Annotated in this window: 22 protein-coding genes; 13 read left to right on the forward strand and 9 right to left on the reverse strand. The window is 67.2% G+C overall.

The window, feature by feature from the left end:
• Positions 1-9: 9 nt before the first annotated feature.
• From AYJ57_RS23530 to map, 4 genes are all read left to right on the forward strand, one after another.
• A complete protein-coding gene (locus AYJ57_RS23530) occupies positions 10-906 on the forward strand; it encodes a dihydrodipicolinate synthase family protein (protein ID WP_066111680.1) in 897 nt (298 codons plus the stop codon).
• A gap of 71 nt (positions 907-977) precedes the next feature.
• Positions 978-2,507, forward strand: a complete 1,530-nt coding sequence (locus tag AYJ57_RS23535; RefSeq protein ID WP_066111682.1) for an aldehyde dehydrogenase (NADP(+)) — start codon at positions 978-980, stop codon at positions 2,505-2,507.
• A 71-nt stretch (positions 2,508-2,578) separates the two neighbouring features.
• Positions 2,579-3,292 carry a ribonuclease activity regulator RraA gene (locus tag AYJ57_RS23540; protein WP_066111684.1) on the forward strand — a complete coding sequence of 238 codons (714 nt, stop codon included), beginning with the start codon at positions 2,579-2,581 and terminating at the stop codon, positions 3,290-3,292.
• A 158-nt stretch (positions 3,293-3,450) separates the two neighbouring features.
• A complete protein-coding gene (gene map / locus AYJ57_RS23545) occupies positions 3,451-4,200 on the forward strand; it encodes a type I methionyl aminopeptidase (RefSeq protein WP_066111686.1) in 750 nt (249 codons plus the stop codon).
• 76 nt (positions 4,201-4,276) lie between these two features.
• Here the strand turns inward: map and AYJ57_RS23550 are convergent, their stop codons facing one another.
• From AYJ57_RS23550 to AYJ57_RS23570, 5 genes are read right to left on the reverse strand one after another with little or no spacing between them, the layout of a single operon-like run.
• Positions 4,277-5,065, reverse strand: a complete 789-nt coding sequence (locus tag AYJ57_RS23550; RefSeq protein ID WP_066111688.1) for an ABC transporter ATP-binding protein — start codon at positions 5,063-5,065, stop codon at positions 4,277-4,279.
• A complete protein-coding gene (locus tag AYJ57_RS23555) occupies positions 5,062-5,919 on the reverse strand; it encodes an ABC transporter ATP-binding protein (RefSeq protein ID WP_066111691.1) in 858 nt (285 codons plus the stop codon). Before AYJ57_RS23555 ends, AYJ57_RS23550 begins: the two co-directional genes overlap by 4 nt.
• The gene (locus AYJ57_RS23560; protein WP_066111694.1) at positions 5,916-6,848 is read right to left on the reverse strand and encodes an ABC transporter permease; all 933 of its coding nucleotides are present in this window, start codon (positions 6,846-6,848) and stop codon (positions 5,916-5,918) included. Before AYJ57_RS23560 ends, AYJ57_RS23555 begins: the two co-directional genes overlap by 4 nt.
• Complete coding sequence (locus AYJ57_RS23565; RefSeq protein WP_083191511.1) at positions 6,845-7,906, reverse strand: ABC transporter permease; 1,062 nt, start codon at positions 7,904-7,906, stop codon at positions 6,845-6,847. The genes AYJ57_RS23560 and AYJ57_RS23565 overlap by 4 nt, the downstream gene beginning before the upstream one ends.
• 4 nt (positions 7,907-7,910) lie before the next feature.
• Entirely contained in the window at positions 7,911-9,527 is a 1,617-nt protein-coding gene (locus AYJ57_RS23570) for an ABC transporter substrate-binding protein (RefSeq protein WP_237220289.1), read from the reverse strand.
• Between the two features lie 441 nt (positions 9,528-9,968).
• Between AYJ57_RS23570 and AYJ57_RS23575 the strand changes: the two genes are divergently transcribed.
• Positions 9,969-10,631 carry an SCO family protein gene (locus AYJ57_RS23575; RefSeq protein ID WP_066111698.1) on the forward strand — a complete coding sequence of 221 codons (663 nt, stop codon included), beginning with the start codon at positions 9,969-9,971 and terminating at the stop codon, positions 10,629-10,631.
• Positions 10,632-10,742: 111 nt separating this feature from the next.
• Positions 10,743-11,087, forward strand: coding sequence for a RidA family protein (locus AYJ57_RS23580; protein ID WP_066111700.1), 345 nt, complete (start codon positions 10,743-10,745; stop codon positions 11,085-11,087).
• Positions 11,088-11,129: 42 nt separating this feature from the next.
• On the opposite strand, the gene AYJ57_RS23585 is transcribed toward AYJ57_RS23580, so the two are convergent.
• The 4 genes from AYJ57_RS23585 to AYJ57_RS23600 form a co-directional block, all read right to left on the reverse strand.
• Positions 11,130-11,927 (reverse strand): ABC transporter permease, encoded by a 798-nt coding sequence (locus AYJ57_RS23585; RefSeq protein ID WP_066111702.1) that lies wholly within the window; start codon positions 11,925-11,927, stop codon positions 11,130-11,132.
• A complete protein-coding gene (locus AYJ57_RS23590) occupies positions 11,924-12,652 on the reverse strand; it encodes an ABC transporter ATP-binding protein (protein ID WP_066111704.1) in 729 nt (242 codons plus the stop codon). Before AYJ57_RS23590 ends, AYJ57_RS23585 begins: the two co-directional genes overlap by 4 nt.
• A gap of 224 nt (positions 12,653-12,876) precedes the next feature.
• Positions 12,877-13,599 carry an ABC transporter permease gene (locus tag AYJ57_RS23595; protein WP_066111970.1) on the reverse strand — a complete coding sequence of 241 codons (723 nt, stop codon included), beginning with the start codon at positions 13,597-13,599 and terminating at the stop codon, positions 12,877-12,879.
• 255 nt (positions 13,600-13,854) lie between these two features.
• On the reverse strand, positions 13,855-14,058 hold the full coding sequence (locus tag AYJ57_RS23600; RefSeq protein ID WP_066111705.1) for a hypothetical protein: 204 nt from the start codon (positions 14,056-14,058) through the stop codon (positions 13,855-13,857).
• A gap of 83 nt (positions 14,059-14,141) precedes the next feature.
• On the opposite strand from AYJ57_RS23600, the gene AYJ57_RS23605 reads away from it, so the two are divergent.
• From AYJ57_RS23605 to pqqE, 7 genes are all read left to right on the forward strand, one after another.
• On the forward strand, positions 14,142-15,839 hold the full coding sequence (locus AYJ57_RS23605) for a sensor histidine kinase (protein ID WP_237220290.1): 1,698 nt from the start codon (positions 14,142-14,144) through the stop codon (positions 15,837-15,839).
• Positions 15,836-16,564 (forward strand): response regulator transcription factor, encoded by a 729-nt coding sequence (locus AYJ57_RS23610; RefSeq protein ID WP_066111707.1) that lies wholly within the window; start codon positions 15,836-15,838, stop codon positions 16,562-16,564. Before AYJ57_RS23605 ends, AYJ57_RS23610 begins: the two co-directional genes overlap by 4 nt.
• Positions 16,565-16,639: 75 nt before the next feature.
• Positions 16,640-16,732, forward strand: coding sequence for a pyrroloquinoline quinone precursor peptide PqqA (gene pqqA / locus AYJ57_RS23615; protein WP_066111709.1), 93 nt, complete (start codon positions 16,640-16,642; stop codon positions 16,730-16,732).
• Positions 16,733-16,754: 22 nt separating this feature from the next.
• Positions 16,755-17,666, forward strand: a complete 912-nt coding sequence (gene pqqB / locus AYJ57_RS23620) for a pyrroloquinoline quinone biosynthesis protein PqqB (protein WP_066111711.1) — start codon at positions 16,755-16,757, stop codon at positions 17,664-17,666.
• Positions 17,663-18,439: a pyrroloquinoline-quinone synthase PqqC gene (gene pqqC, locus AYJ57_RS23625; protein ID WP_066111712.1), complete on the forward strand. Its 777-nt coding sequence runs from the start codon at positions 17,663-17,665 to the stop codon at positions 18,437-18,439. The genes pqqB and pqqC overlap by 4 nt, the downstream gene beginning before the upstream one ends.
• Positions 18,439-18,714, forward strand: a complete 276-nt coding sequence (gene pqqD / locus AYJ57_RS23630; RefSeq protein WP_066111714.1) for a pyrroloquinoline quinone biosynthesis peptide chaperone PqqD — start codon at positions 18,439-18,441, stop codon at positions 18,712-18,714. The genes pqqC and pqqD overlap by 1 nt, the downstream gene beginning before the upstream one ends.
• A gap of 73 nt (positions 18,715-18,787) precedes the next feature.
• Entirely contained in the window at positions 18,788-19,906 is a 1,119-nt protein-coding gene (gene pqqE, locus AYJ57_RS23635; protein WP_066111716.1) for a pyrroloquinoline quinone biosynthesis protein PqqE, read from the forward strand.
• Positions 19,907-20,180 lie beyond the last annotated feature (274 nt).

Consider the following 20,180-nt stretch of genomic DNA (forward strand, 5'->3'; position numbering starts at 1 on the left):
GAGACACATATGCTCGATCTCGATACCGCCCTCGCCGGCATTTCCGGCATCCTCGTCACCCCCTATGACGAGGCGGGCGAGATTGCCCCGGCCAAGCTCTCGCCGATCATCGACCGCGCGCTTGGCGCCGGGCTGCATATGCCCGTGGTCAATGGCAACACCGGCGAGTTCTACGCGCTGACCACCGACGAAGCCTGCACCATGGCGCGCGAGGTCTGCGCCATGGTGGACGGCCGCGCCCCGGTGCTGGCGGGCATCGGCCGCGGCATCCGCGACGCCTGCGCATTGGCCAAAGCCAGCGCCGAGGCAGGCGCCACCGCGCTGATGATCCACCAGCCGCCCGATCCCTTCGTGGCGCCGCGCGGCACGGTGGATTACGTCAAGGCCATCGCCGACGCCTCGGGCGGGCTGCCGATGATGCTCTACCTGCGCAACGACGCGATTGGGACCGGCGCCATCGCCGATCTCTGCGCCGTGCCGGGTGTGAAGGGCGTGAAATGGGCCACCCCGAACCCGCAGAAGCTCGCCGCCGCCAAGGCTGCCTGCGATCCCTCGATCACTTGGGTCGGCGGTCTTGCCGAGGTCTGGGCACCGACCTTCTATGCGGTGGGCGCGCGTGGCTTCACCTCCGGCCTGATCAACGTCTGGCCGGAGCGTTCGCTGGCGATCCACGCCGCGCTCGAAGCGTCGGATTATGCCGAGGCCAACCGCCTGATCGGCGAGATGCAGGCCTTCGAGGACATCCGCGCCGAAGAGCTCAACGGCACTAATGTCACCGGCGTGAAGGCCGCGCTGCAGGCCACAGGCTTTGACTGCGGCGCGACCCGCCCGCCCTCGGCATGGCCGCTGACCCCGGCGCAGCAGGACAAGCTGCAGGTCTTCCTCAAGACCAACGGCCTGATCTGATCCGCCTTTCGGGGCGCCGCACCGGCGCCCCTCCCCCAAGTTTCCCTCTGCCCCCGAAAGGACCTTTCCCCATGGACGGCACGACCCCGATCTTCACCCCGCATGGCAAGCACCTGATCGCAGGTGAGTGGATCGCCACCGAGGCGCAATTCTCCTCCGAACCCGCCACCGGCCCGGTGCACGCGTTCTCTGTCGGCACGCCCGAGCTGGTCGATCAGGCCTGCAAGGCCGCTGAAGACGCCTTCTGGACCTATGGCTACACCAGCCGCGAAACCCGCGCGAAATTCCTCGAGGCCATCGCCGACGAGATCGAAGCGCGCGGCGAGGCGATCACCGAAATCGGCAGTCAGGAAACCGGCCTGCCCGAAGCGCGCCTGCAGGGTGAGCGCGGCCGCACCACCGGCCAGCTGCGTCTCTTCGCCGAGCACATCCGCAAGGGCGACTACCTCGACGTGCGCGTCGATGCCGCCCTGCCCGACCGCCAGCCGCTGCCGCGCCCCGAATTGCGCATGGTGCAGCGCCCGATCGGCCCGGTCGCCGTCTTCGGCGCATCGAACTTCCCGCTCGCCTTCTCCACCGCAGGCGGTGACACCGCCGCCGCGCTGGCCGCCGGCTGCCCGGTCGTGGTCAAGGGCCACTCCGCCCACCCCGGCACCGGCGAGATCGTCGCCGAAGCCGTTGCCGCCGCCATCGAAAGCTGCGGCATGCCCAAGGGTGTCTTCTCGCTGATCCAAGGCGGCAACCGTCAGGTCGGTCAGGCGCTGGTGCAACACCCGCTGATCAACGCCGTGGGCTTCACCGGCTCGCTCGGCGGTGGCCGTGCGCTGTTCGACCTCTGCGCGCAGCGTGAGGTTCCGATCCCCTTCTTCGGCGAACTGGGCTCGGTGAACCCGATGTTCGTGCTGCCCGAAGCCACCAAGGCGCGCGGCACCGAGATCGGCACCGGCTGGGCGGGCTCGCTGACCATGGGCGCGGGCCAGTTCTGCACCAACCCCGGCATCGCCGTGGTCGGCACCGGCGCCGAAGGCGATGCCTTTGTCGAGGCCGCGCGCGCCGCGCTGGAAAAGGCCGCGCCGCAGGTCATGCTCACCGAGGGCATCGCGGGCGCCTATCGCTCTGGCAAGGACCGCTTCGATGGCCGCAACGCGGTGCGTCCGCTGCTGACCACTGAGAGCGGCCCGCGGTCGGCCTCGCCGAACCTCTATGAGACCGACGCCGCGAACTACCTGCAGGATCACGCGCTGGGGGAAGAAGTCTTCGGCCCGCTCGGCCTTGTGGTCCGGGTCTCGGACGTCGACGAGATGGTCACGCTCGCCAAGGGCTTCGAAGGCCAGCTCACCGCGACGCTGCATATGGACGACGGCGATGCAGATGCCGCCCGCGCGCTGCTGCCGGTGCTGGAGCGTAAGGCGGGCCGCGTGCTGGCCAACGGCTTCCCCACCGGCGTCGAGGTCTGCGAAGCAATGGTCCACGGCGGCCCCTACCCGGCCTCCACCAACTTCGGCGCGACCTCGGTCGGCACGCTGTCGATCCGCCGCTTCCTGCGGCCGGTCTGCTACCAGAACATCCCCGGCGCCGTGCTGCCCGAGGACCTCGCCTGACGCGAAACTTTGCCCGGTCCGTCTTCTTGCCCCCTGCGGACCGGGCCCCCGATTTACTGGAGGAGAACTCGATGAATCCCGAAACCCGTGACATTCTGATGGATGTGTCCGTCGCGACGCTGGCCACCGCGCTCTTCAAGCGCGGCCTGCGCAACCAGGTGATCCAGGGCGTGCACCCGGTCGGCTGGAAGGGCAAGAACATGGTCGGCCCCGCCTTCACCCTGCGCTACATGCCCGCCCGTGAAGACCGCAACCAGCTCACCGAGTTCCGCAACCCCGAGCACCCGCAGCGCGTGGCGATCGAGACCTGCCCGGAAGGCAGCGTTCTGGTGATGGACAGCCGCAAGCAGGCCAATGCCGCCTCTTCGGGTGACATTCTGATCACCCGCCTGATGATGCGCGGCGGTGCTGGCGTGGTGACTGATGGCGGCTTCCGCGATGCGGCGGTGATCGCCGAGCTCGACATCCCGGCCTATCACACCCGCCCGTCGAGCCCGACCAACCTCACCAACAACGAGGCCATCGCGATCAACGAGCCGATCGGCTGCGGCGATGCGCCGGTTTTCCCCGGTGACATCATCGTCGGCGACGCCGACTGCGTCATCGTGATCCCGGCGCATATGGCCGAAGAGGTTGCCGCCGAGGCCAAGGAAATGACCGCCTACGAGGATTTCGTGGTCGAGCAGGTCAAGGCCGGCGAGCCGATCATCGGTCTCTACCCGCGCGTCAACGAAGAGAAGTTCGGACCTCTCTTCGAAGCATGGCGCGAGAAGAACGGCCGCTGATCCAGCCATCCTCCCCCGGCGCGGCCCTCCCTCGCGCCGGACCATTGGGGGCCGGTCTCTGCCATCGCGCGGGGGCCGGCCCCTCTTTCATTTCACGCGCTGACATTCCCCGTGGGCAGCTATATGGTGCGCGCTCACGCAAAACGGGAGCGCCCCGCATGACGATCACCCAAGAAGATGAGCTCGACGGGCTGAAAGATATCGGCCGGATCGTCGCCAACACGCTGCGCGCCATGGCAAAAGCCATGGAACCGGGCATGACCACGCGCGAACTCGACGAGATCGGCCGCGCCTTCCTCGAACGGCACGGCGCCGAATCCGCGCCGCAGTCGGCCTATGATTTCCCCGGCGCCACCTGCATCAGCGTGAACGAAGAGATCGCCCATGGCATCCCCGGCGAGCGGATCATCGCGCAGGGCGATCTGGTGAACATCGACGTCTCTGCTTCGAAAGATGGTTTCTTTGCCGACACTGGCGCCAGCTACCGCGTCGGGCCCGCGCATCCGCTGCTCGACAAGCTGTGCCGCGATGGCAAGCGCGCCATGCAGATCGGCATCGGTCAGGTCGCCGAGGGCAAGCCACTGGCCGGGATCGGCAACGCCATTGGCAAGTTCGCCGATGAGCGCGGCTATACGCTGATCCGCAACCTCGCCAGCCACGGTGTCGGGCGCTCTCTGCACGAGTATCCCGAAGAGATCGCAACCTGGCCAAACCGCAGCGACCGCCGCCGGATCGACAAGGGGCTGGTGCTGACCGTCGAGCCCTTCCTCTCCACCGGCGGGCTCTGGGCCAGCGACGGCGAGGATGGCTGGACGCTCTACGCCGAACCCTGCGCCCCGGTCGTGCAATACGAACACACTATTGTGGCCACCGAGCGTGGCGCGATCATTCTCACCCAGCCGGGCTGAGGCACACGCGCCTTCACCAACGAAAAAGCGCCGCCCGGCAGTCAGCAGGGCGGCGCTTTCGTCAGTCTGGCGGCGATCAGCTCGCTTCGGCCATCCCCTCATGCCCGGACGAGCGCAGCGCGCTGTCGAGGAGGTGGCGGGTGTAGGGATGCTCGGCCCGCAGGTTGCGCATCGCCTCCACTTCCAGCGTCTCGACGATCTCGCCCTTCTGCATGACCGCCACGCGGTCGCACATATGGCCGATGACCCCAAGATCGTGGCTGACCATCAGATAGGTCAGGCCGAACTCGGCGCGCAGGTCCGACAGCAGGTTGAGGATCTCGGCCTGCACCGACACATCAAGCGCCGAGGTCGGCTCATCCAGCAGCAGCACCTTGGGCTCGGGCGCCAAGGCCCGCGCGATGGCGACGCGCTGCCGCTGCCCGCCCGACAGCTGGTGCGGGTAACGGAAGCGGAAGCCGCCGCCCAGACCCACCTGTTCCAAGAGCCGGTCAATGCGCGCATCCACCCCATCCTTGATACCGTGCAAGGCAAGCGTCTCGCTCAGCACCCGGTCGATGGTCTGGCGCGGATGCAGCGAGGCGTAGGGGTCCTGAAACACCATCTGCACGCCGCGGTAGAACGTGCGCGAGCGCTTGGCCCCCGCCAGTTTCTCGCCGCCCACATGCATGGCGCCATGCCAGTCGGTGACCAGCCCGACCAGCGCGCGCAGCACCGTCGACTTGCCCGAGCCGGACTCGCCGACGAGCCCGTAGCTTTCGCCCTGCGCGACGTTCAGGTCGATCCCATGCACCACGCGATTGCGCTCGTGACCTTCGCCGAAGAAAACCTCCAGCCCTTCGATCTGAATTTCCGGCTGGCTCATAGCATCGCACTCACAGACGGGGCCTCGCGCCAGACCGGATCGCGCTCAAGCGCCTCCAGCCGCGGACGCGGGCGTTCTAGATCGGGGACCGAGTTCAGAAGTCCCAGCGTGTAGGGGTGTTTCGCCTCATGCAGCTTGCCCGCCTCGCAGACTTCGACGATGCGCCCGGAATACATCACTGCCACCCGGTCGCAGAAGCCCGCCACCAGATTGAGATCGTGGCTGATGAAGATCAGACCCATGCCGCGCTCGCGCACCAGCTTGTCCATGATCTCCAGCACCTGCAGCTGCACCGACACGTCGAGCGCCGAAGTGGGCTCGTCGGCGATGAGGATCTCGGGGTTGGGGATCAGCATCATGGCGATCATGATGCGCTGGCCCATGCCGCCCGAGACCTCATGCGGGTAGAGCTTCATCACCCGCTCGGGCTCCCGGATCGCCACGGCGTCGAGCATCTCCAGCGCGCGTTTGCGCGCCTCGGCCTTGCCCACCTTTTCATGGGTCCGCAGCGCCTCGACGATCTGGTCGCCGACGGTCATCACCGGGTTCAGCGAGTATTTCGGGTCCTGCATGATCATCGAGATATGCTTGCCCCGGATCGCCCGCATCCGTTTCGGCGAGGCATCGAGCAGGCTCTCGCCCTGCATCTCCATGCGGTCCGCCGTCACCTCACCCGGCTTGCGGATGAGCCCGAGGATGGCCCGGCCGGTCATCGACTTGCCGGAGCCGGACTCGCCGACGATCCCCAGACGTTCCTTGCCGAGCGAGAGGGAAATCCCCCGCACCGCCTCGAAGGTCCCGGAGCGCGTGGGGAAGCGCACCGAGAGGTTCTCGATATCCAGAAGATTGCTCATTTGCCGGCCTCCTTCGGGTCAAGCACGTCGCGCAGACCGTCGCCGATCAAGTTGAAGGCGAGCGAGATGGCAAAGATCGCAAGGCCGGGGATGGTGGCCACCCACCAGTAGTCGAGGATGTACTTGCGTCCCTCCGAGATCATCGCGCCCCACTCCGGGCTCGGCGGCTGTGCACCAAGGCCGAGGAAGCCGAGGCCCGCCGCGGTGAGGATGATCCCCGCCATGTCGAGCGTCACCCGGATGACCAGCGACGAGATACACAGCGGCCAGACGTGGCGCGTGATGATGCGCAGCGGCCCGGCGCCCTGCAGGCGGATGGCGTGGATATAGTCGGCGTTGCGGATGGTCAGCGTCTCGGCCCGCGCGATACGGGCATAGGGCGGCCATGCGGTCAGCGAGATCGCCAGCACCGCGTTCTCGATCCCCGCCCCCAGTGCCGCCACGAAGGCCAGCGCAAGGATGAGCCGCGGGAAGGCGAGGAAGATGTCGGTGATGCGCATCAGCACAGTGTCGACCCAGCCGCCGAAATAGCCCGCGCAGGTGCCGATGATCAGCCCCAGCAGCGGCGCCACCAGCGCCACCAGCAGCACGATGTAGATCGAGATCCGCGCGCCGTAGAGCAGGCGCGAGTAGATGTCGCGGCCAAGGCTGTCGGTGCCAAAGATATGCCCGTCCCAGCCCGGCGGCTTGAGGCGCGCGCCGAGGTCCTGAACGAAGGGGTCATTGGTCGCCAGCAGCGGCGCGAAGATCGCCGCCAGCACAAGGATCGCCAGCACGATCAGGCCAAGCGTGGTCAGCTTGTTGGAGGTCAGCTTCAGCCAGCCCTGATACCAGGCGGCGGCGCGCGCCTGCCCGCGGGACTGCGGCGTGTCGCTGAGCAGCCAGGCCTTCAGGCCCGGCTTTGCGTCGGTTTTGGTGTGCGAGGTCATTTGGCCCTCGGATCGAAGAAGCGGTAGAGAAGGTCCGAGAAGATGTTGAGGCAGACGAAGATCGTCCCGATCACGACGGTGCCCCCAAGGACCGAGGCCATGTCATTGGCCAGAAGCGAGGTGGTGATATAGCTGCCGATGCCCGGCCATGCGAAGATGATCTCGGTCAGCACCGAGCCTTCGAGCAGGTTGGCATAGGCCAGCGCGATCACCGTGATGAGCTGGATGGCGATGTTGCGGAAGGCATGGCGCCAGACCACGTTCCATTCGCTCAGCCCCTTCACCCGCGCGGTGATGACATATTCCGAGTTCAGCTGTTCGAGCATGAAGCTCCGGGTCATCCGGCTGATGTAGGCAAGGCTGAAATAGCCCAGCAGACAGGCCGGAAGGATGATGTGCGAGAGCGCGTCCTTGAACACGTCCCAGTCGCCCGCGATGAGCGCGTCGACCAGCAACAGCCCCGTCCGCGTCGGCACCAGCCCCTCGTAGAACACGCCAAGCCGCCCGGGCCCGGCCACCCATCCAAGGATGCCGTAGAAAATCAAAAGCCCCATGAGACCGAGCCAGAAAATCGGCATCGAATAGCCCACAAGGCCGATCAGGCGCGAAAGCTGGTCGATCCAGCTGCCGCGGTAGACCGCCGCCAGAACCCCCAGCGGTACGCCAAGCACCACCCCGAGGATGGTGCCGATCGTCGCCAGTTCCAGCGTCGCGGGGAAGACGCGGGCAATATCCTCGGCCACCGGCTTGCCGGTGCGGATCGAGGTGCCGAAATCGCCCTGCAGCACGTCGCCCACATAGATGGCGAACTGCGCGATCAGCGGCTTGTCGAGCCCGAGTTCCTGGAAGACCTGGTCATATTGCGCTTGGCTCGCGCGCTCGCCGATCACCGCGAGCACCGGGTCGATCGGCATCACGCGGCCGATCATGAAGGTGACGAAGAGCAGCCCCAGAAGGGTGATCGCCACGGTGAAGATCAGGCTGACGGATTGCTTCAGCCATTTAGGCGGAAAGGAGGACGCCGAGCGCCCTCCTCCGTTTGTCGTTGTCTCTGCCACGGGATTACTTCGTCACAACCCAGTAGGAGACCGCGGTGGTCGCGCCGCCAGCCACGAAGTGCTCGACGCCGGACTGCATGGCGTTCTGCTCGATCTGCTGGAACATAATGCCGAAGGGGCTGACCTCCATGTGCTCGCGCTGCAGCTCTTCGTACATCGCGGCACGCTTGTCGCTGTCCTGCTCGACGACGGCGGCGAGGGTCTCTTCGCTCATCTCCGGCAGTTCCCATGCGTTGCGCCATGCCAGCAGGCCGGTCGCGCCCGCCTCGTCCGAGTTGTCGGGGTTGTAGGCGAAGGTGCCGGCATTGGTGTTGGGGTCGGGATAGTCCGGGCCCCATGCGCCGAGGTAGATGTCATGCTCACGCGCGCGGTAGGTGTCGAGCGTCTGCGCGCCGGTGCCCACGATCATCTCGACGTTGATGCCGATCTGGCCCCAGGTGTTCTGCAGCGACTGACCGATGTCGATCCGCTCCTGCGCGTCGCGCACGTTGATGGTGATGTCGAAGCCGTCACCATAGCCTGCCTCGTCGAGCAGACCTTTGGCCTTTTCGATGTCGAAGCTGTAGGGCGTGTCGTCGATCGCGCCCATGAAGGTCGCGGGCAGGAAGGACTGGTGCGTGATGTACTGGCCCTTGAGGAAGCTGTCCTGCATGCCGGTGTAATCGGTGGCGTATTTCATCGCCTCGATCACCTGCGGGTTCGACAGGATCTCGTTCTTCTGGTTGGCCGACCAATACATCAGGCGGCCGCGCAGCTCGTCGACGACCTTGACGCTGTCGACCTCCTCAAGGCCCGCCACATCCTCGGGCGAGAGGTTGCGCGCGATGTCCACGTCGCCGCGTTCCAGCTGCAGGCGCTGGGTGGCGCTTTCCTGAATGTGCTGCACGATCACGCGCTTCATCGCGGGCGCGTCGCCTGCATACTCGGGGTTCAGGTCCAGCGTGTAGCTTTCATCGGGCTTCCACGACGCCAGCTTGTAGGGGCCCGAGCCGGCGGTGTTGTCGCGCAGCCAAGCATTGCCCATGTCGCCGTCGACCTCATTGGCCATCACGGTTTCCATGTCGACGATGCCGCCGATGGTCGCCGCAAGGCAGTTGAGCACGAAGGACACGGCATAGGCCTTGTCGAGCTTCAGCACGAGGGTCTTCTCGTCGGACGCAACGATGGTTTCCTCGACGTTGTCCGGCGTAAAGCCGAACTGCGTCAGGATGAAGGAGGGCGTCTTGTTGAGCATCACCGCGCGGCGCAGCGAGAACTCGGCGTCCTTCGCGGTCACCAGGTTGCCCGAGGCAAAGACGTGGCCGTCCGCCATGGTGAAGGTGATCTGGGTGCCGTCTTCGGAAACTTCCCAGCTTTCCGCCAGCGCCGGCTGGAAGCCCGAGTCGAGGTCCATCGGATCGAAGTCGACCAGCGATTCATAGACGTTGCGGCTGATGTCAGCGCCGGTGAACTCGAAGCTCTCGGCCGGGTCCATCGTCTTGATGTCGTCGATGCGCTGCGCGATCACCAGCATGTTCGGCGGCGTTTCCGCCTGCGCGGTCAGCGCCGTGCTGGACAGCAGCGCCGCGGTCAGCAGTGCCGCGCCGATGCGCATCGTCCGCGCCGGGGTATGTCGGGTCATGGTCGTCTCCCTGAAGTTTTTTGGTCTCTGCCGCGCTCCCGCGCCGCTGCGGCCAATCTCGACATCTCCGGGATGGAGCATACAGCCGTCGCGACGTCATAGGGGGCGCTGCCGGAAGGTTCGGCGAGAAATTGAGCCTTGTCGATCATTTTTTGATCAAACGTTAAAATCCGCCGGTGGTATCGTCGCGTCAATATTCCCGTTTAAGCGGATCGCAACCATTCGCGCTATCGCGCCCTACCGCTTTGGCCCGGTGTACCAGCGGTGTGAGTCGCCTGCGCTCTGCCGGGCGCGGCAAAATGCCCGCGCCGCAGCTGTTCCGCTTGGCCTTGCTTTGCGGCATGAGCTGCGACTGATCCCGCCCGGCTTGCCGCCGCCCGCGCCCACCTAAGCGGGCCGCAGCAGGCCCCTTCCCCTCCCAGCAGAGAAAGGCCCGCAAAGATGAACCTCAAGGAACAGAAAGTCGCGCTCTGGCTCTGCGGTCTCGCCGTGCTCGGCACGTTGGCGATCCTGCTGATCGTGCCGCGCGTCGAGGCCAATCAGGCCGCGCTGCTCGGGCGCGGCGACTATGCGCTCACTGGCACCGATGGCAGCGCCTTCACCCAAGACAGCCTGAAAGGCGCGCCCTCGGCGGTGTTCTTCGGCTTCACCCATTGCCCCGAGGTCTGCCCCACCACCATGGGCGACATCGCCACGTGGAAAGAGGATCTGCCGCAATCGCAGGATCTGCGGGTGTTCTTCGTCTCGGTCGACCCCGAGCGCGACACTCCCGATCTGCTTGAGCAATATGTCTCTTGGGTGCCCGGCGTCACCGGTGTGACCGGAAGCCCTGAAGAGACGCAGAACGCCATCGACGCCTTCCGTGTCTACGCCGAAAGGATCGACTTCAGCGAGGGGAGCTACACGATGGACCATTCGGCCTATGTGATGCTCTTCGATGCCGACGGTCTGTTCGTCGATGCGATCCCCTATCAGGCGGATTACGACATGGCCGAGGCGAAGCTGCGCAATCTGCTGGCGGGCAACCCCGAGGGTCTTGGCGCCAAGCTGCCGCGCGACCCCATCGGATGGCTGTGCTACAGCGTGCAGGCGGCGCTGAGCTGAGGCCATCTTGCCGCCGCCACCCGCGGCGGTCTAACTGGCCCCGGACGCATGCCGCGCCCGCGCATTTCCCGCCCAAGCGCAATCGCCGGGGCGCTCAAGAAAGGACATCCGATGACCATCACCCGCATCCAGCCCGGCCCCCGCATGAGTCAGGCCGTGGTCTACAACGGCACCGTGCATCTCGCCGGTCAGGTCGGCCATGGCGCCGATGTCACCGAGCAGAGCCTCGACGCGCTGGCCTCGGTCGAGAAGCTGCTGGCCGAGGCCGGCTCGGACAAATCGCGCATCCTGTCGACCACGGTGTGGCTGGCCGACATGGCCGATTTCGCCGCGATGAACGCCGTGTGGGATGCATGGGTCGACCCCGCAAACCCGCCCGCCCGCGCCTGCGGCGAGGCCAAGCTGGCAACGCCCGACTACCTCGTCGAATTCCTCGTGGTCGCGGCGGTCGCGTAAGTCGTCGTCAAAGCGATCCGGGCGCGCCGCCAGCGCGGCGCGTCATCCGCCCTTGCGGCGGCGGGTCATGCCATGCGCCGGATCATAGCCCAGCAGCGCCAGCCCGAAGAACAGCGCGAAGGCCAGCGTGACCCACAGCAGCGCCCAGCCATTGATCTGCCGGTACAGCGCGAAGCGGATCAGCTCCACCGCGTGGGTGAACGGGTTCACCGCGCAGATGTCGCGCAGCACCGTCGAGCTTTCGGCCATCTTCCACAGCGGATAGAGCGCGGTCGACAGGAAGAACATTGGGAAGATGACGAAGTTCATCACCCCGGCGAAATTCTCCAGCTGTTTGATCGTCGAAGAGATCAGCAGCCCCAGCGCCCCCAGCATCAGCCCCGAGAGCACCAGCACCGGCAGCGCCAGCACGTAGCCCCAGCCGGGCAGCGTGATGCCAAAGCCCGCCGCGATGGCAAGGAAGACATAGACCTGCAGGATCGACACCGCGACCCCGGCCAGCAGCTTCGACAGCAGCAGCCACCAGCGCGGCAGCGGTGACGTCAGCAACAGCCGCATCGACCCCATCTCCTGATCGTAGACGAGGCTGAGCGAGCTTTGCATGCCGTTGAACAGCTGGATCATCCCGCACAGGCCCGGCACGATATAGACCTCATAGGTGATGTAGGTCTCGTAGGGCGGGATGATCGACAGGCCAAGCGCGGCGCGGAACCCGGCGGCAAAGACCACCAGCCACACCAGTGGCCGCACCAGCGCGGCCAGAAAGCGCGAGCGCTGGTGCACGAAGCGCAGAGCCTCGCGCCGGATGATCGCCAGCATCGCGGTCAGCCAGCGGTTCATGCCCCCGCCCCGCCCGCGGACGCGCCGGTCAACTCGATGAACACATCGGCCAGTGGCCGCCCTGCGCGCAGCGCGGCGGCGCGCTCATGCGCCAGCACCCGGCCGCTGTGCAGCACCACCACATCGTCGCCGTCCTCGATCTCATCCACCAGATGCGTGGCCCAAAGCACGGTGAGCCCGCCCTGCGCCAGCGCATGCACATGCGCGGTGATCGCGCGGCGGCTCTCGAAATCGAGGCCCACGGTTGGCTCATCCAGCAGCAGCACCTGCGGGCGGTGGATCAGCGCGCGGGCGATCTCCATCCGCCTCCGGTGGCCGCCGTTGAGGTTGCGCACCTTCTCTGCCGCGCGCTCCTGCATGCCCAGCTGCGCCAGCGCCACCTCGGCCCGCGCCGCCGCCTCGCGCCCAGAGATGCCATGCAGCGCCGCGAAGTAGCGCATATTGCTGGCCACGCTCATATCGAGATCGAGGGTCGGCTGCTGGAACACCACGCCGATCTTCGACAGCGCGGCGCGCGGCGCGTGCGCGATGTCATGCCCGGCGACACGGATCTGCCCCTCGCGGCTGACGAAAAGCCGGGTGAGCAGCGCGAACAGCGTCGACTTGCCCGCGCCGTTCGGCCCCAGAAGCGCAGTGAAGCCGGGGCGCAGCGCAAAGCTCACCCCATCGAGCGCGCGCTTGGCCCCGTAGCTGTAGCCGAGGTCGGAAACGTCGAGGGCGGTCATTCAGGCGGCAACCTTCCGAGCTTCGACACCGGGTGCGAGCCGGGCGAGCGACGGCCCGTGGGGTGGCGCTGCAAGGTCTGAACTCCGCGCTTTATACCAGCCAGATCCGAGTGCCCTCTTCATGCAGTGCGAGGGTGACAGAGCGCCAGCCCGCCCGGACGGGCCGTCGCTCGCCCGGCGGCCTTCGGCCTTGATTCCGGGCGGGGCTATAGCGGCACCCTTTCTCATCCCCGCCACCGGCGCGCGCGCCGCTCCCATGGCTGCAGCACCAGCCATTCCACCGCCAGCATCACCGCGATGAACGACAGCGCATAGACCAGCACCATGGTCACGTCGAAAAGCTGGAAATAGAGGTGGATCTGAAACCCCACCCCATCCGAGCGGCCAAGGAACTCCACCACCAGCACGATCTTCCAGATCACCGCCACCCCCGAACGGGCTGCGGCGGTGATGAAGGGCGCAAGCTGAGGCAGCACCACATGGCGCAGCCGCGCCGCAAGCGGCATCCGATAGACCCGCCCCATGGCATCCAGCCCAGGATCGAGCGCCCGCGCGCCCTCGCGGATCACCGTCGCCACATTGGGGATCTTGTTCAGCGTCACCGCCACGATCGCGGCGGTCTCCGTCAGGCCAATCCAGAGATAGCACAGCACGATCAGCACCAGCGCGGGCAGGTTGAGAAACACCACCAGCCACGGATCGAGCCAACGGTCGGCGCGCGGAAAGCGCCCCATCACCAGTCCCAGCAATATGCCCAGCCCCATGGCCAGCACAAAGGCCCATGCCACGCGGATCAGCGTCTTGCCGAGATGATAAGGCAGCTCGCCCGAGCGCAGCGCCTCGGCAAAGGGCTGCAGTAACGCCCATGGCTGCGGCAGCACCTGCGCGTCATCGGTCAGCGCGGCGGCCACGATCCAAAGGACCAGCAGCCCGGCCAGCGACAACATCGCCGTGCCCGACCGGCGCGACGCCGCGGGGCTGTCGGCGGTGCCATGGCAGACGCCGGTGATACGCGCTGCGGTCTGGTTGCCCTGCACGTGGTCCTCCTCGAAAGCGGAGGGTGGGCGGCGGCAAAGGGGGCGTCAATTACGCCTTTAGGAGCGGTTCGGCCCGAACGAGATACCTGCTAAAGTAGAGTTACCGGAAACACCGCTTCACGCGCCTCTGGGCTCTGCCTGCGGGTTCTGGGCTCTGCCTGCGGGTCAGGCTTCGATGTCGCCCTCGCCGACAACCCGGCAGCGCCAGCGGTTGACCGTGAAATTGGGGTGTTCCTCGACCCAGCGCGCAAGTTCGGGCTGGGCGCCCATCATGCAGGCCATGGGGGTGACATCTGTGTAGACGAGACTGCGTTCGGAGCAAGTGTCGGGCGCAGTGGACAAGCATGCCACAAAGAGAAGCTCAATCATGGTTGCCTCGCTTGGTTGAACGTGATGCCCCTTCAGTATCGCGCCCACCCCCTAATATTCAGCAGAAGAGATTTGTTTCAGTCTTGCTGCAGCGCAGCATTGCCCAAAAATCATACTGGTTTGCGTCGAAATTAGGCGAAATTAGGTCAGCAAACAAGCACTGGCGCCGCATCTTTGGGCAGAGGCATCTGTCGCTCAAGGCGCGGCTCGGCATCGGCGCGGGCATTCTGGGCCTTGCGACTCTCATCACCGCGCTGATCATCGTCGCCGGAATGGGGCGCGTTTCGGACCGTCTGCAAGAGGCGCTGGCCGCCGAACGCCGGCTCGAAGACTACGCCGCGCTGTCGACGCAGGTTTCCACCTATATCCTCGTCGCCGCCGAGCTGATCCAAAGCGACCAGCCCGCCGACACCCGCGCCGCGCGCACCGCGCAGGTGGTGCAGACGTTGCAGGGCACCTTCGCCCGGCTGCGCGGCGGGCTCGACGCCGAAGTGGCCGCAGCAAAGGGCCTCGACGCGCAAAGCCGCCGCGCCACGCTGTCACTGGCGCTCGCCCGGATGGAGGCGCAGCTCAACACCGCGCAGGCCGGGCTGCTGTCAAAGGACGCCAGCCGCGCGCAACTGCGCGCCCATCTCGACGGCTTCGCCTCAGCAGTGGAGCCCTTGCTGGCCGAGGCGGTGAACGAAGAGCGCCGCCTGCGGCGTGAAATCCTCTCTGGCATCGACGCTCTGCGCCACCGGCTGACCCTCGCCGCCGCGATCATGGCGGGCGTCGCGCTGCTGCTCACCGCCGGGTTCTACCTGTTTCTGCTGCGCCCGCAGTTCCGGCGGCTGGACGCCCTGCAGGGTGCCGCGCGGCGCATCGGACAAGAGGATTTCAGCGTCTCGCTGCCCGGCACCCGGCAGGACGAGATCGGGCGGCTCTACACAGAGACCAACCGCATGGCGCAGGCGCTCGCCGCCCGCGCGAGCACCGTGGCGCGCGACCGCGCCCGGCTGGAAGAGACCATCGCCAGCCGCACCGAAGCGCTGCGCGCCGCCAACGCCCGGCTCGAACGTACCGACGAGGACCGCCGCCGCTTCTTTGCCGACATCAGTCATGAATTGCGGACGCCGCTCACGGTGATCTTGATGGAGGCGCAGCTTGGCCGCCGCGGCGCGCCGCAGCCGGAAGAGGCCTTTGCCACCATCGAAAACCGCGCCACGCGGCTCGGGCGACGGATCGACGATCTGCTGCGCATCGCCCGCTCCGAAACTGGGCAACTGGCGCTCGACCCGGCCCCCGTCGACCTTGCCCAACTGACCACCGAGGCGATCGCGGAAACCACCGCCGAGCTTGCCAACGCGGGAATGGAACTGCAGCGCCCTGACCCGGCGACGGCCCCGCTTATGGTGATCGCCGACCGCAACTGGCTGCGGCAGGTGATCTCCGGGCTGATCCGCAACGCCATCCGCCACGCCCGCGACGGCGGGCTGCTGCGGCTCGAACTGCAGGCGCAAGGCACCACCGCCGAGCTTCGGGTGATCGACAATGGCCCCGGCATCCCGCCCGCGGCGCAGGCGCTTGTCTTCGACCGGTTCGCCCAGTCCGGTGGGCAATCGGCGCAGGGCTTCGGCCTCGGTCTGCCGCTGGCACGCTGGGTGATCGAGCAGCAGGGCGGAGAGATCACCCTGCAAAGCCCCCTGCCCCGCGACACCGCGCTCGGCCCGGCCCCCGGCACGCAGCTTGCGCTGCAACTGCCGCGCGCGCCGCAGGCGGGCACGCTCGAGGCCGCAACATGACCGTTGCGCCGCCGCCCCGCCTCCTCGTCGTCGATGACGACCCCGAGATCTGCTCGGCCCTTGCGCGGGGGCTCGGCCTGCATGGCTATGAGGTAGAGACCTGCAACCGCGCCGCCACCGCCCTGCCCGAGCTTGCCGCGCGCCGGTTCGATGCGGCGGTGATCGACGTGATGCTTGGCGCCGACAGCGGCATCGCGCTAGTCCGCGAGGCGCGCGAGGCCGGGGCGCAGCTGCCCATCGTCATGCTCTCGGCGCTGTCCGAGGTCGACCACCGCGCCGCCGGGCTGGAGGCCGGGGCCGACGATTATGTGGTCAAACCCTTCTCCTTTGACGAGCTGGTCGCGCGGCTGCAGGTGCAGCAGCGCCGCGTCGCCGCGCTCCGCCCCGCCCCCGCCCGGCTCGATCCCGCCGAGCGGCGCGTCACCGCCGGGCCGCACAGCGCCCAGCTGACCGAGCGCGAGTTCGCGCTGCTCTCGCTGCTGGCGGCGCAGGCCGGAACGCCGCTCACCCGGGGCGAGATTTTCGACCGGCTCTGGGCCGGGGAGTCGCGCAGCGAGAATGTGGTCGACGTCTACATCGGCTATCTGCGCAAAAAGCTGCGCCCCGCCGAGGGGTTCGGCTTCGAGATCGCCACCCTGCGCCAGCGCGGCTTCTGCCTCACCGGGATCGCGCCCCTCCTCCCCGCCGCGACGCCGGGCACCGACCTTGGTCTAGGCCGCTCTTAGATTATAAGACTCGCCCCGCGCCGCCCCCGCTTGCCACACTGTCTCCACCGCCAGCTGCAACAGGAGGAGATACAGATGGCCTGGACCAAACCCGTGATCCGCGAAATCGAGTGCGGCATGGAAATCAACATGTACGGACCCGATCACGACGACGGCGTGTTGTTCTGATCGGCAGCGCGCGGAGAACGTGATGCATCAGATCCGCGCGCACATCCTCGGGGCCGCTGCCGGTGGCGGCCTGCCGCAGTGGAACTGCGGCTGCGACAACTGCCGGATGGCCCGCGCAGGCGACATCCCCGCCCAGACCCAAAGTTCGCTGGCCGTCTCGGCGAATGGCACGGACTGGGCGATCCTCAACGCCTCGCCGGACATCCGCGCGCAGCTTGCCGCCACCCCATCGCTGCATCCCACGGGCCTGCGCGAGATGCCGCTGCGGGCGGTGCTGCTGACCAATGGTGACATCGATCACGTCGCCGGCCTGCTGACCCTGCGCGAGATGCAGCCCTTCACGCTTTACGCCACGCCCGGCATCCACGAGGTGATCGCCGCCAATCCCGCGTTCGACGCGCTCAATCCCAAGGTCGTCAGCCGCGCCCCGCTGGCGCTGGAACAGCCGGTGGAACTGGTGCCCGGGCTGTTCGCCACGCTGTTCTCGGTGCCCGGAAAAGTGCCGCTCTATATGGAGGGCGGCGAGATGGACGGCGCTCTGCAGACCGACCTCATGGGCGAGCAGACCGTGGGCGTCGAGCTCAGCACCGGCGAAAGCCGCGCCTATTACATTCCCGGCTGCGCCCGGCTTGATGAGGCGCTGCGCACGCGGATCTCCGGTGCCGCGCTGGTGCTGTTCGACGGCACGCTCTGGCGCGACGACGAGATGATCGCCGCGGGCATCGGCCAGAAGACCGGGCGCCGCATGGGCCATATCTCGATGAGCGGCCCGGCAGGGTCGATCGCCGCCTTCGACGGGCTCGATGTGGGCGCCAAGGTCTTCGTGCATATGAACAACACCAACCCGGTGCTGCGCCCCGGCTCCCCCGAGCGGGCCGAGGCCGAGGCAGCGGGCTGGATCATCGGACAGGATGGACTGGAGCTTACCGCATGACACGCATCCCCCCACAGCAAGACCCGCTGTCCCGCGCCGATTTCGAGGCCCGCCTGCGCCACATCGGGGCGGTGCGCTACCACGATCTGCACCCGTTCCACGATAGGCTGCACGGCGGCGACTGCAGCCCCGACGAGGTCCGCGCCTGGGTGATCAATCGTTACTACTACCAACATTCCATCCCGATGAAGGACGCCGCCTTCATGTCGCGCGTCGAGGACCCGGACCTGCGCCGGGCCTGGCGCTCGCGGATCGAGGATCACGACGGCACCGAAACCAACGAAGGCGGCATTCGCCGCTGGCTGCGCCTCGCCGAGGCGGTGGGGCTGGACCGCGACTATGTGGCCTCCTGCGCGGGTGTGCTGCCCGCCACCCGTTTCGCGGTGGATGCCTATGTGCGCTTCGTGCGCGACAAGAGCCTGCTGGAGGCGGTCGCCGCCTCGCTGACCGAACTTTTCGCGCCGAAAATCCACGCCAGCCGCATCGAGGGCCTCTTGCAGAACTACGCTTTCGCCGATGACGCGGCGCTGAGCTATTTCCGCAACCGCCTGACCGAGGCCCCCAAGGATGTCGCCTTCGGGCTCGACTGGGTTCTGACCCACGCCGACACCGCCGAAAAGCAGGAACAGGCGGCGCAGGCGCTGATCTTCAAGACCGATGTGCTCTGGTCGCAGCTCGATGCGCTCTGGGGGGCCTATGTCGCCCCCGCCCGCATTCCGCCCGGCGCCTGGCATCCCGGCGAGGGACTGGCCAAAAGCGAAGCGGCCGCGTGATGGACCCCGCCGCGATCCCCGCCCTGCCCCGCGGCGTGCGCCTGCACCACGACAGGGTGCGCGGCGGCTGGGTGCTGCTCGCCCCAGAGCGCGCCGTGACCCTCGATGCCATCGCCCATGCCATCCTGTCGGAAGTGGACGGCAGGCGCAGCTTTGCCGAGATCACCGAAACCCTCGCCGCCCGCTACGCCGCCCCGCCCGCGCAGATCGCCAAGGACGCCGCGAGCTTTCTGCAGGCGCTTGAGGCCCGCCGCTTTCTCGATGTGACCCCTTAAGCCGCTTCTTCTCTTTCCAAATACGCACGGCCCGGCGCCGACCACGGGCCCCACCGCTGATCAAAGGCCCGTTATGACCAAAGCCACGCCCGCTCCCCCGATCGCCATGCTTGCCGAACTGACGCACCGCTGTCCGCTCTCCTGCCCCTATTGCTCCAACCCCGTCGAGCTGGCACGGCAGGACAGCGAGCTCGACACCGCCACTTGGGCACGGGTCTTCAAAGAGGCCGCGGAGATGGGCGTGCTGCAACTGCACCTCTCGGGCGGCGAGCCCGCCACGAGGCGCGATCTCGAGGATCTGGTGCGCGCCGCGCGCGAGGCCGGGCTTTACACCAATCTCATCACCTCGGGCATTGGCCTCACCGAGCGGCGGCTGCGGGCGCTCGACGCCGCCGGGCTCGACCATATCCAGCTCAGCCTGCAGGGCACCACGCCCGAGATGGCTGATGAGATCGGCGGCTATCGCGGCGGCTTTGCGCGCAAGCTGCAGGTGGCGCAATGGATCGGGCAGATCGGCTTTCCGCTCACGCTCAACGCGGTGCTGCACCGGCGCAATCTGCACCAGCTGCCACGCGCGCTGGAGATGGCCGTGGAGATGGGCGCACGGCGGATCGAGGTCGCCACGGTGCAATTCCACGGCTGGGCGCTGAAGAACCGCGACGCGCTGATGCCGACCCGCGCGCAGGCCGAGGAGGCCACGCGCATCGTCACCGAGGCCCGCGTCCGGCTGAAGGGCCGGTTGGTGATCGACTATGTGCCCGCCGACTACCATTCGGACTATCCCAAGCGCTGCATGGGCGGCTGGGGCTCGACCGGGCTCAACATCGCGCCCGACGGTCAGGTCCTGCCCTGCCACGCGGCGCAGACCATCCCGCATCTGAGCTTTGAGTCGGTCAAGGACCGGCCCCTTTCCGAGATCTGGCTCTATAGCGCGGCGTTCAACGCCTATCGCGGCACCGACTGGATGCCCGAGCCCTGCCGCTCCTGCGAGCGCAAGACGATCGACTTCGGCGGCTGCCGCTGTCAGGCCATGGCGCTGGCGGGCGATCCGGCGGCGACGGACCCGGTCTGCGTGAAGTCCCCGCATCATGTGGACCTGCAGGTGCGGGCCGAGGCCCATGCGCAGGCCACAGATGCGCCGCTGATCTACCGCAGTGCGCCCGGCAAACCGGTCGCCGAGCCCGCCGAGTGAGGTTTGCGCCCGCACCGCGCAAGCCGGAATCATCCCCAATTAGAGCCTGTTAGGATCGCGACTCGCGCTGTTCTCTCCCCTGCGCACGATTCGACCGGGCGCGGCGCCGCGCCCGGATCCGCGCCATAAGCCTTGAAATTGCGCAACACCGGACGTGAAAAGCTCTGACGCGAATTATCCATGCTATTTCAACAACTTATTTCACCTCTTGCGAGCAGCGCATGAAGCCCCGCAAGATGTCGCGGCAGACCCCCTGCCCCACAACCGCAGGAAA

Source organism: Salipiger sp. CCB-MM3, assembly GCF_001687105.1.
GTDB lineage: Bacteria > Pseudomonadota > Alphaproteobacteria > Rhodobacterales > Rhodobacteraceae > Salipiger.

Bases quoted from the DNA above. Each gene is read 5' to 3' on its own strand.
- AYJ57_RS23595 (WP_066111970.1), bottom strand. From the start codon at position 13,599: ATGTTGTCGCTGGCCGGGCTGCTGGTCCTTTGGATCGTGGCCGCCGCG.
- AYJ57_RS23570 (WP_237220289.1), bottom strand. From the start codon at position 9,527: ATGACCCGACATACCCCGGCGCGGACGATGCGCATCGGCGCGGCACTG.
- AYJ57_RS23535 (WP_066111682.1), top strand. From the start codon at position 978: ATGGACGGCACGACCCCGATCTTCACCCCGCATGGCAAGCACCTGATC.
- pqqE (WP_066111716.1), top strand. From the start codon at position 18,788: ATGACCAAAGCCACGCCCGCTCCCCCGATCGCCATGCTTGCCGAACTG.
- AYJ57_RS23550 (WP_066111688.1), bottom strand. From the start codon at position 5,065: ATGAGCCAGCCGGAAATTCAGATCGAAGGGCTGGAGGTTTTCTTCGGC.
- AYJ57_RS23585 (WP_066111702.1), bottom strand. From the start codon at position 11,927: ATGAACCGCTGGCTGACCGCGATGCTGGCGATCATCCGGCGCGAGGCT.
- AYJ57_RS23590 (WP_066111704.1), bottom strand. From the start codon at position 12,652: ATGACCGCCCTCGACGTTTCCGACCTCGGCTACAGCTACGGGGCCAAG.
- map (WP_066111686.1), top strand. From the start codon at position 3,451: ATGACGATCACCCAAGAAGATGAGCTCGACGGGCTGAAAGATATCGGC.
- AYJ57_RS23610 (WP_066111707.1), top strand. From the start codon at position 15,836: ATGACCGTTGCGCCGCCGCCCCGCCTCCTCGTCGTCGATGACGACCCC.
- AYJ57_RS23540 (WP_066111684.1), top strand. From the start codon at position 2,579: ATGAATCCCGAAACCCGTGACATTCTGATGGATGTGTCCGTCGCGACG.
- AYJ57_RS23530 (WP_066111680.1), top strand. From the start codon at position 10: ATGCTCGATCTCGATACCGCCCTCGCCGGCATTTCCGGCATCCTCGTC.
- AYJ57_RS23560 (WP_066111694.1), bottom strand. From the start codon at position 6,848: ATGACCTCGCACACCAAAACCGACGCAAAGCCGGGCCTGAAGGCCTGG.
- pqqA (WP_066111709.1), top strand. From the start codon at position 16,640: ATGGCCTGGACCAAACCCGTGATCCGCGAAATCGAGTGCGGCATGGAA.
- AYJ57_RS23580 (WP_066111700.1), top strand. From the start codon at position 10,743: ATGACCATCACCCGCATCCAGCCCGGCCCCCGCATGAGTCAGGCCGTG.
- pqqB (WP_066111711.1), top strand. From the start codon at position 16,755: ATGCATCAGATCCGCGCGCACATCCTCGGGGCCGCTGCCGGTGGCGGC.
- AYJ57_RS23555 (WP_066111691.1), bottom strand. From the start codon at position 5,919: ATGAGCAATCTTCTGGATATCGAGAACCTCTCGGTGCGCTTCCCCACG.
- AYJ57_RS23600 (WP_066111705.1), bottom strand. From the start codon at position 14,058: ATGATTGAGCTTCTCTTTGTGGCATGCTTGTCCACTGCGCCCGACACT.
- AYJ57_RS23575 (WP_066111698.1), top strand. From the start codon at position 9,969: ATGAACCTCAAGGAACAGAAAGTCGCGCTCTGGCTCTGCGGTCTCGCC.
- pqqD (WP_066111714.1), top strand. From the start codon at position 18,439: ATGGACCCCGCCGCGATCCCCGCCCTGCCCCGCGGCGTGCGCCTGCAC.
- pqqC (WP_066111712.1), top strand. From the start codon at position 17,663: ATGACACGCATCCCCCCACAGCAAGACCCGCTGTCCCGCGCCGATTTC.